Genomic DNA, 10,388 nt, shown 5'->3' on the forward strand with positions numbered 1-10,388 from the left:
TCGCCGGCGCGCGAGGCCGCCGGCATCAAAGCCTCCGCCCGACCCTATCCTCAGTCGGCGCTCGTTCTCAATTTCAGCCATCGCAGCGAGCATGGCTTCATCTCGACCGAATTCCATACCGAGACCGGGCCGTTCACGCAGGTGCCGCTGCCGGGCAAGCGCTCCAGTCTCGTCTGGGTGGTGAAGCCGGAAACGGCACAGGAACTGGCCGCGCTCGACGATGCCGCGCTGTCTGTTCGGGTCGAAGAGCAAATGCAGTCCATGCTCGGCCGGGTCTCGGTCGAGCCCGGCCGCCAAGTCTACCCGCTTTCGGCGGCCTCGCCCGGTCGGTTCGCGCAAAACCGTGTGGCGCTTGTCGGCGAGGCTGCTCATGTCTTCCCGCCGATCGGGGCACAAGGCCTCAATCTCGGCATCAGGGATATCGACGATCTAATTGGAATCGCCAGCGAAAATCGCGACGATCCCGGGTCGAGGCTGAGCCTTGCCGCCTACGACACGCGGCGCCGTCCGGACATCCTGGTGCGCAGCAGTGCGGTGAACCTGCTCAACATGTCGCTGCTATCCGACATGCTCCCGGCGCAGCTTGCGCGCAGCGCCGGCCTCAACGTGCTGGGCAGCTTCGCGCCGCTGCGCGCCTTCTTCATGTGCGAAGGCCTGCGGCCGGGAAGCGGTTTTCGGGCGCTCGCCGGCAGCTTCAGGAAACAGGCCGCGCGCTGAGGTACATTTGCAAACTACCGCTTTCGGCCGAGGATTGCGCCTGCTGATAGGTCGCTTGGTGGCCAGGGCATCGGTAAAGCATTGCATTGGAGCAACGTCTGCGCCAAATCGTACCAAGCCGAAAGTCGGGGTCGATTTTTGAGTGCGTGACGTGTAGATTCAAGACCTTAGGCGCCCTGTGCGCGCAAGCCGCTGCGGCGCCTCGGGACCGAAGTGGTGAGTGCGATGAAGACGGCCAAATTCGCGATCGGACAAGTTGTTCGCCACCGGCTGTTTCCGTTCCGTGGCGTGATCTTCGACGTCGATCCGCAATTCGCCAACACCGAAGAATGGTATGAAGCGATCCCGTCGGACATGCGTCCAAGCAAGGACCAGCCTTTCTATCACCTTCTCGCCGAGAACTCCGAGACAGAGTACATCGCTTATGTATCCGAGCAGAACCTGCTCGAGGACCGGTCGGGCGAGCCGGTGCGCCACCCGCAGATCGGCGAGATGTTCGACAAGCTGCCCGACGGGCGCTACGAGCCGAAAGGTCACTCGAAACACTGACGGCTGGACAAGCGACAACAAAAAAGCGGGGCGCCTGCCCCGCTTCTTGCATGCTTGAGAAACGCTCCAACAATCAGTTGGCGGTCTTCGCCTTGTCCTGCTCTTCCTTAAGCTTCTTGGCGAAGTCCTGGTTGTTCTTGGCGACGAAGTCCTGCAGCTTCTTTTGGCGGTCCTCGATGTCCGACTGCTGCAGCGGCGGGCCGTCATAGGCGCCGCTAAAGCCCGTCAGCGCAACCTTGATCGGGTTCGGCTGGTTCTGGAAATTGACCGAGGTGAGCGTGATCTGCTGGCCCTTCTTGAAGGACGCGACAAGCTGGTCGGTCAGCGGCACTTCGGCCACGCAGCGATCCGGAAAGCAGATCACATAGTCGAGCTTCTGCGCCTTGCCGGAATCGATCTGCAGGCCGATGCCCGGAGGAACGAGACGGCCGGTCGGCACCGTCACCTGGAACACCTTACGGTTCACTTTGCCCTTGAGCTCGATCAGGCTGACGCCGGTGACGAGCTGGCCATTGCCGGCGGTGACGATGTTCTGCACGTTGCAGATGTCGACGTCTTCCTGCTTGGTGCAGGCCTTGAACCAGCCCTGCGGAATCTGCGGCGGCTGCTGGGCGGAAGCGGTGAAAAGCCCGGCGCCCAGAACGCCGACCACGCCTGCGGCCAGCACCGAAAGGCGATACGCGTTGCTCGTCATATGGTGCACTTTCCTCTCAAATGATCCCGGGGACCGGCTTCTTTCTGCCGTGTGGTCCCGCTACGTGTTGCCCAAATGAGGCAACAGCATGACTTCGGAGCGCGTGTTACACTGCCAGCGGCGCCGAATCCAGCCCGGTTTCCGCGTTTTCTTGCCGCTTCTCCTGCCCTGGACGAACCTCCATCGGCGATGCGCCGACTGAACCAAGCGACCGGCGTGCGCCGATTCAATCGGGGAGCGAAATGCTCTAGGGTGCATGTCGAATCACCAAGCTGCCCGGCAAGGAGACGGTCATGGACCGCGTTCTCGTTCGGCTGATCGCCGCGACCTCGTTTCTGGCCCTCTCGCTGCTTCCGGCTTTGTCGGAACCGAAGCACGGCATCGCCATGCAGGGCGAGCCGGCGCTGCCTGCGGACTATACGCATTTCGACTACGTCAATCCCGATGCGCCGAAGGGCGGCAGCGTCACCTATTGCGTCGTCGGCAGTTTCGACAATCTCAACCCCTTCATCCTGAAAAGCCTGCGCACCACCGCGCGCGGCATGATCGACACGGTCTACGGCAACCTGGTCTTCGAGCCGTTGATGCAGCGCAACTACAACGAGCCCTTCAGCCTCTACGGCCTGCTCGCCGACAGCGCCGACATGGACCCGGGTCGCAAGAGCATCGAGTTCCACCTCAATCCCAAGGCCAAATGGTCGGACGGCCAGCCTGTGACGCCGGAGGACGTGCTGTTCACCTACGATGTCTTCAAGGACAAGGGCCGCCCGCCTTACAGCGATCGCATGAGCATGATTGCCAGGCTGGAGAAGACCGGCGACCACAGCGTGAAGTTCACCTTCAACGAAAAGGCCAATCGCGAATTTCCGCTGATCGTCGCGCTGACGCCGATCATCCCCAAGCACGCCTTCGACAAGGAGACTTTCGACAAGACCACGCTGAAGCCGCTGACCGGCAGCGGCCCCTATACCGTGGACAAGGTGCAGCCTGGACAGCGCATCGTGTTCAAGCGCAATCCCAATTATTGGGGCAAGGACATCCCATCGAAGCGCGGCTTCGACAATTTCGACCAGATCACCATCGAGTATTTCCTCAACGCCAACGCCAAGACGGAAGCGTTCAAGAAAGGCATCTGTGCCCTCGACGACGAGACCGATCCGGTCAAGCGCGACCGCGATATCGACTTCCCGGCCTTTCGCAAGGGTGATGTGAAGCAGGAATATTTCGACACCGGTATTCCGCCGGTGGTGACGGGCTTCCTGTTCAACACCAGGCTGCCGAAGTTTTCCAATCCGGTCGTGCGGCGTGCGCTCGGCATGCTCTACGACTTCGAATGGGCCAACAAAAACCTGTTCGCCGGCAAGTTCAATCGAACCATGAGCTTCTGGCAGAACTCGGAATTGTCCGCGCTCGGCCATCCCGCCGACGAGCGGGAGAAGGCGCTGCTTGCCCCCTACCCCGGCCGCGTCCCTGCCGAGGTGATGGACGGAACCTGGCGGCCGCCGGTCACCGACGGCTCCGGCCAGGACCGCAAGGTGCTGCGAGCGGCTTTCGAGCTCCTGAAAAGCGCTGGCTATCACGTAGAGGACGGCCGGATGCTCGACCCTGAAGGCAATCCCTTCGGCTTCGAGATCATGACGTCATCGCAGGACGAGGAGCGGCTTGCGGCTCTCTATCAGCGCACGCTGGAGAAGATCGGCATCGATGTAACCATCCGCGGCCTCGACGGCGATCAAATCCAGTCGCGCAAGCAGCGCTTCGACTTCGAGGCACTGATCGGCACAAGCGGTTTCAACAATTCGCTCTCGCCCGGCAGCGAGCAGGTGGGACGCTGGGGATCCGTCGCCGCCAAGCAGGAGGGTTCATTCAACCTGGCCGGCGTCGCCGATCCCGCGGTCGACGCGGCGATCAACGCGATGTTGAATGCGCGCACGAAGGAAGACTATGTCGCCGCGGTGCGCGTTCTCGATCGGCTGCTGATATCGGGCAACTACATGGTGCCCATGCAATACAACACGCAGCAGTGGCTGGCTTACTGGAGCTACCTGGAACATCCGCAAAAGACGCCCATATTCGGCTATCAGCTGCCGACATGGTGGCGAAAGCCCAACTGACGCGATCCCCCGCCTGACACGGACCAAGCAAGGAGACGAGCATGAGCGCGGAGAACTCGATCACCATCGATGTGGTGTCGGATGTCGTCTGTCCCTGGTGCTTCATCGGCCAGAAGCGGCTGGACAGGGCGGTCGCCGCTGCCGGCGATATCGACGTGCACGTGCGCTGGCGGCCGTTCCAGCTCGATCCGACCATTCCGCAAGGCGGCATGGTTCGCCGCGAATACATGCTGGGCAAATTCGGCAGCGAAGAACGCATCCAGCAGATCCATGCGCGCATTGAGCCGCTCGGCGAGGCGGAAGGGATCCATTTCGCCTTCGGCGCCATCAAGGTCGCTCCCAACACGCTGGACGCCCACCGCGTTATCCGTTGGGCGGGGCCTGCCGGCGAGGACGTGCAGAACCGGTTGGTGCGACGCCTCTTCCAGCTGAATTTCGAGGAAGGCGCCAATCTCGGCGACCATGCCGTCCTAACCGAAGCCGCCCGCGAAGCCGGCTTGGACGGTTCCGTGGTCGAGACGCTGCTGCCCACGGATGCCGATGTCGAGGCGGTGCGCAACGAGATCGCCACCGCCTCGCGCATGGGCATTACCGGCGTGCCCTGTTTCCTGCTCGAAGGCAAATATGCCGTTATGGGCGCGCAGGACGCCGACACGCTGGCCGATGCTATCCGCCAGGTCGCTGCGGCCAAGGCGCGCGGTGAGCTCGAAACGGCGGGCTAAATCAGGTCGCATCACCCCTCCGCCCAGCCGACGCGGAAGCCCGTGATGACTGCTGAGAGAGATTCCCGCGGACTACGGCGGTTGATTCGAGGTAACCCCAGGTCTCCTGAAGGGACTTTTCGAGCCCTTCAACCATGGACCGGCCGCGCATCGGGCTGAATATTCCTTCACAAAACCGTGTTTTTGGCTTCCCCTGGGGAAAGTCCTTTCCAGCCGAAACTCTGTTCCCAACCGGCTGAACCAAAACACGAATTCCCCTCCGATAGATATTAGCCGGCAAAGCTTTTCTGTTGCCTTCATGCCACGGCCGGTAACCCTGTTCCCATTCGGGGGAAGAAAATTAATGGAAAATGATCAATTGGTGTTACCATGTGTAACAAAACAGGAAAGGTTCGGGCGGGATCGTGATTCGGGTCGGTAGACCGCGACGTACAGTACCGGAGCAAACATCCAGCGAGGCGGCAAGGCCCTCGCCCCTGACGCCGGTATCGTCGATGCGCACATTCTGGGGGCTGATGCGAGCCTACTGGTTCTCCGACCGGTGGAAGGAAGCCTGGACCCTTACCCTCGTCATCGCGCTGCTGACAGCGCTCTCCAGCAAGGCTGGCGTGTGGTTTGCCATGGCATCGGGCGAGCTGGTGAATTCGATCGCCTTCTTCCACGACGCCGCCAATATCAATCCGCTCCAGACGCTTCTGACCAATGCCGGCATATTGGTGCTGTTGGTCGTGCTCAAGGACGCCGGCTTCACCGGAGTGCGCAATCTCGTTTCCGCAACCTTGCATCGCAAATGGCGGGGCTGGCTGAACAGCCAATTCAACCGGGCGCTGCTCGACGGCAACCATACCCATTTCCATGCCCAGCATGGCTCGGTTGCCGGCGGTATCGTCGCTCCCGACAACATCGACCAGCGCATCCAGGAATCGATCAAGGACATGACGGGCGGCGCCATCGGCCTCGCCATGGGCGTGCTGGGCGTGGCGACGTCGCTTTATTTCGTCGGCGAGAATTTGATCGGGGCCTCGGTGGAGGTCAAAGGGCTGGAGTTTCTCGGCAGCTACGGCAGTGCCGTGCTGGCCTTTCTGGCGGTCGCGACCTACGTGCCGCTCAACACCTGGATTGCGGTGAAGCTCGGCGGCCTGCTCGAACGTCTCAACATCCGCATGCAACAGGCCGAAGGCAGTTATCGCAGCGAATTGACGACCTTCCTGCGCCGCAGCTTCCACGTCGCCGCCTCACACGGCGAGGATGTGCAGAAGACGATGCACGACAAGCTCTATGTCGACATCGACAAGACCTGGGGGCGGCTGAACGTCGTCAACACCAGCTACATGTCGTTCGAGCTGATCTACAATTTCATCGGCGCCCGCATCGTTTCCTACGGACCCGGTCTCGTGCCGTTCATTCACAACGGCTTCGATCTCAAGGGCTACATAACCGGCTCTGAAATGGTCGCGCAGCTGATCAGCCAGTGTTCGTGGTTCATCCATGTCATGCCCGCGATCGCCACGCTTAGGGCCAACAGCCAGCGTGTGACCGAGCTCGCCAGCGCCATCGAGAACGTCCAGCAGCCGCAGGAGTTCTATCGCCAGACCGGCCGCTCGGACTTCAGCTATGCCACGCAAAATCCCGTCTTCGGCCTGACCATCCAGAAGCTGGAGCTGGCGCATCAGGGCGAGGATGCGACGCCCTTCCTGAGCGCCGCCAACCTGCGCTTCCGCCGCGGCGAGTGGACATTCCTCAAGGGTGAGTCCGGCTGCGGCAAGACCTCGCTGATCAAGGCAATCAATGGTCTGTGGCCCTATGGTCGCGGCACCATCGTGTTCCCGGAAGGGGTGACGAGCTTCTATGCCGCCCAGGAGGTCAAGCTGCAGCAGGTCTCGCTGAAGCAGCTCGTCTGTCTGCCGGGTTCGGAAAACGATCACACCGACGTGCTGGTGGCGGCCGCGCTGCACAAGGCCGGACTCGGCGAATTCATCGGCCACCTGGCCGATGAGAGCCGCGAAGGCAAGCTCTGGGATCAGGTCCTGTCAGGCGGGCAGAAGCAGAAGCTGGTGGTAGCCCGCATCATCCTGCAGCAGCCGGGACTGCTCTTCCTCGACGAAGCGACCGGCGCTCTCGACCCCGAAGGCAAGATCGCCTTCCACGAAGCGATCAAGGTCAATTGCCCCGATGTAACCGTGATCAGCGTGATGCACGAGGCCGTTCCGCCGCGGTCGCTTTCCGGAGAGGAATTCTATCATAGCGTCGTGGCGATCTCCGATGGCGTCGCGACCAAGAAGCCGCTCGCTCCCGCTCTGCCGCGCGAGCTCACGACGATCCTCGCGCAGCCCCGGCCGGCCGAGGACAAATGGTTGCGCTTCCGGCGGCTCAAGCAGAAATAGCAATCAGCCCAGCCCTGGTCCGTCGCCTCGGCAGCGGCCACTGTCGATCACAGTCTCGCGATCCGGCAATGCTTCGCTCATTTTCAGCGCTCTTCGCGATTGACTCGGCAAAACGCGCTCCTATGTTGCGCCCGCTCGCAGATTTAAAACCTACACCGCCACGCGCCCTTCGGACGCGTAAAGGACGCTGTAGAATCTTAGAATTGCGCATGATCCTTTCCGAAAATCGGAGCCGATTTTTCGGGGAGTCATGCGCTACCCCGCGAGCAGAAAGGTCAAACCCGCCATGCCTGGCGACAGTCACAGTCGAACGCAACCGCCGTCCGCCTTGACGTGACCTGACGGCTCACGTCCTGCCGGACGGCAAGGAGTGAGCCATGAATGAATTCGCATCCGTATTGGACGACGAAGCGGTCGCCGTTGCCCGTGTTCTTGCCAACGACCACGTCGCCGACGTCGTCGAAGCCCTCAACCGCGAACCTCGCGAGACGGCCATCGAGCTGCTCTGCGCGGTGCCGTTCGAGCGGTTGGTCGAAATCTTCGACCAGCCGGAGCTCGAAAGCGCGCCGGAACTCGCCGCAGCCCTGCCGCGCGCGAAAGCAGGCAAGCTGCTCACCGCCATGTCGGTCGACCGCGCAGCCGACATCCTGCGCGAGCTCGATGAGCCTGCGCGCTCGGAACTGCTTGGCGCGCTTGCCCCACCGCTGCGCGCGACGCTGCTTTCGATTCTCGGTTATCCCGAAGGCAGCGCCGCCTCGATCATGACGACCGAGTTCGTCAGCGTGCCTTCGGACTGGACCGTCGGCCGCACACTCGACTACATCCGCAAAGTCGAGCGCACGCGCGAGACCGTCTATGCGATTTACATCACCGACAAGGAGACGCAGCTCCTGCTGCGGGCGACGGGCTTGCGCCGGCTGATCACCGGCGAGCCTCAGGACTCGATCCTGTCGGTGGCGCCGGATCGCATGCCGGTCACGGTCACGCCGCTGACCGATCGCGAAACGCTGGCGCAGACGATCTCCAAATACGATCTGCTCGCCCTGCCGGTTGTGGATCACGGCAAGATCCTCGGCATCGTCACCATCGACGACATCATCGACACCATGGTCGAGGAAACGACCGAAGACGTTCATCGTTTCGGCGGCATGGAGGCGCTGGACGAGCCCTATATGAAGATGGGCTTTCTCGCCATGATCCAGAAGCGGGCCGGCTGGCTATGCGCACTGTTCCTCAGCGAGATGCTCACGGCGAACGCCATGCAGAGCTACGAGGGCGAGTTGGAGAAGGCGATCGTGCTCACCCTCTTCATCCCGCTGATCATGAGCTCGGGCGGCAATTCCGGCTCGCAGGCGACCTCGCTCGTCATCCGCGCGCTGGCGCTGCGCGAGATCGGCCTTCGCGACTGGTGGCGTGTCGCCTTGCGCGAGTTGCCGACCGGTTTGGTGCTCGGCTCGATCCTCGGCATAGTCGGCATCTGCCGCATCGCGCTCTGGCAGTATTTCGGCTTCTACGACTATGGCCCGCATTGGATGCTGATCGCGGCAACGGTGGGCGCGGCGCTGGTCGGCATCGTGACCTTCGGCTCGCTGTCGGGATCGATGCTGCCTTTCGCGCTGAAGCGCATCGGCTTCGATCCGGCAAGCGCCTCGGCACCGTTCGTCGCCACGCTGGTCGATGTCACCGGGCTGGTGATCTATTTCTCGGTGGCTCTGGTGATCCTGCGCGGCACGCTCCTCTAGCCAAGAAACTTCGCGCCGCCGGCATGGCCGGCGGCGCCTTCCCGGCTTGGCTTCAAACGCGCTCGCCGTTCTTCACGCGATAGGTCGGCTTGTACATGGTGACCAGCTCCTCCGCCGCTGTCGGGTGGACGGCCATGGTGCGGTCGAAATCGTCCTTGCTCAGCCCCGCCTTCAGCGGAATGCCGAGCAGCTGCGCCATCTCGCCGGCGTCCGGTCCCAGGATATGGGCGCCGAGCACTTTCCGCGACGCGCCGTCGACCACCAGCTTCATCAGCATCTTTTCGTCACGGCCCGACAGCGTGTGCCGCATGGGACGGAAAGACGCGCGATAGATCTCGATGTCGGGGAAGCGCTTGACCGCCTCGTCCTCGGATAGGCCAACGGTGCCGATCTCGGGCTGCGAAAACACGGCCGTCGGAATGGTATCATGGTCTGGCGCTGTCGGATTGCCTTTGAAGGCTGTCTCGATGAAACACATCGCTTCGTGGATGGCCACCGGCGTCAGTTGCACGCGGTGGGTGACGTCGCCGATCGCCCAGATATTGTCGATGCTGGTGCGGGAAAATTCATCGACGATGATCGCGCCGGTCTTGCCGAGCTCCACGCCGATGCCTTCGAGTCCCATATTCTCCGTGTTCGGGATGCGGCCGATCGCCAGCATGACCTGGTCGACGGTCAGCGTCTGGCCACTGGAGAGCAGCACGTCCAGTCTGCCCTCAGCGGTCTTGCGCACCCATTCCGAGATCGAACGGCAGAGGATCCTGATCCCCTTCTTCTCCATTGTCTCGTGCAGCGAGCGGCGAAGGTCCATATCGAAGCGCGAAAGAATTTCTTGGCCACGGTAGACCAGCGTGGTGTCGACGCCCAGTCCATGAAAGATGTTGGCGAATTCGACGGCGATATAGCCGCCGCCCTCGATCATGATCGCCTTCGGCAATTCCTTGAGGTCGAAGGCTTCGTTGGAGAAGATGCAATATTCGTGGCCGGAAAGCGCCGGGTGCGGAGCCGGACGGCCGCCCGTGGCGATCAGGATCTGGTCGGCGCTGACGGTGCGGTCTTCGGCAGTGAGATAGACGGAATGCGGATCGACCAGCACGGCGCGCGAGTGGAAGGCCTCGCCGCCCGCACCTTCGACATTCCTCTTGTAGATCGCCTCCAGCCTGGCGATCTCCTTGTCCTTGTTGGCGACCAGCGTCGGCCAGTCGAAGCTTGCCTCCGGCACCATCCAGCCATAGCCGGCGGCATCGGCGAAATGTTCGGGGAATTGCGAGGCATAGACATAAAGTTTCTTCGGCACGCAGCCGCGGATGACGCAAGTACCGCCATAGCGATACTCCTCGGCAATGGCGACGCGCTTGCCGAGCGAGGCAGCCACACGGGCCGCCCTCACCCCGCCGGAGCCGCCGCCGATGACGAAGAGATCATAGTCGTAACCGGCCATCGAAAGGACTCCTGCGCAATGGAAG

Annotated in this window: 8 protein-coding genes; 6 read left to right on the forward strand and 2 right to left on the reverse strand. The window is 62.2% G+C overall.

The features are described 5' to 3' along the window. Both EOA75_RS21565 and hspQ read left to right on the forward strand, forming a co-directional pair. The coding region (locus EOA75_RS21565; RefSeq protein ID WP_206517026.1) for an FAD-dependent monooxygenase at positions 1–717 on the forward strand (717 nt) is incomplete at its 5' end. A gap of 225 nt (positions 718–942) precedes the next feature. Then, entirely contained in the window at positions 943–1,266 is a 324-nt protein-coding gene (hspQ, locus tag EOA75_RS21570; RefSeq protein ID WP_164747484.1) for a heat shock protein HspQ, read from the forward strand. Between the two features lie 73 nt (positions 1,267–1,339). Here the strand turns inward: hspQ and EOA75_RS21575 are convergent, their stop codons facing one another. Beyond that, positions 1,340–1,969: an invasion associated locus B family protein gene (locus EOA75_RS21575; RefSeq protein ID WP_095777677.1), complete on the reverse strand. Its 630-nt coding sequence runs from the start codon at positions 1,967–1,969 to the stop codon at positions 1,340–1,342. 284 nt (positions 1,970–2,253) lie between these two features. Between EOA75_RS21575 and EOA75_RS21580 the strand changes: the two genes are divergently transcribed. The 4 genes from EOA75_RS21580 (at position 2,254) to mgtE (ending at position 8,922) form a co-directional block, all read left to right on the forward strand. Beyond that, a complete protein-coding gene (locus tag EOA75_RS21580; RefSeq protein ID WP_127325114.1) occupies positions 2,254–4,074 on the forward strand; it encodes an extracellular solute-binding protein in 1,821 nt (606 codons plus the stop codon). A gap of 41 nt (positions 4,075–4,115) precedes the next feature. Next, entirely contained in the window at positions 4,116–4,796 is a 681-nt protein-coding gene (locus tag EOA75_RS21585) for a DsbA family protein (RefSeq protein ID WP_127325115.1), read from the forward strand. A gap of 494 nt (positions 4,797–5,290) precedes the next feature. After that, entirely contained in the window at positions 5,291–7,180 is a 1,890-nt protein-coding gene (locus EOA75_RS21590) for an ABC transporter ATP-binding protein/permease (RefSeq protein ID WP_066989828.1), read from the forward strand. Positions 7,181–7,557: 377 nt separating this feature from the next. Further along, positions 7,558–8,922 (forward strand): magnesium transporter, encoded by a 1,365-nt coding sequence (gene mgtE, locus EOA75_RS21595; RefSeq protein WP_067320042.1) that lies wholly within the window; start codon positions 7,558–7,560, stop codon positions 8,920–8,922. A gap of 52 nt (positions 8,923–8,974) precedes the next feature. Here the strand turns inward: mgtE and gor are convergent, their stop codons facing one another. Further along, complete coding sequence (gor, locus tag EOA75_RS21600) at positions 8,975–10,363, reverse strand: glutathione-disulfide reductase (RefSeq protein WP_127325116.1); 1,389 nt, start codon at positions 10,361–10,363, stop codon at positions 8,975–8,977. Between the last annotated feature and the right edge of the window lie 25 nt (positions 10,364–10,388).

Source organism: Mesorhizobium sp. M1A.F.Ca.IN.022.07.1.1, assembly GCF_003997575.1.
Lineage (GTDB): Bacteria > Pseudomonadota > Alphaproteobacteria > Rhizobiales > Rhizobiaceae > Mesorhizobium.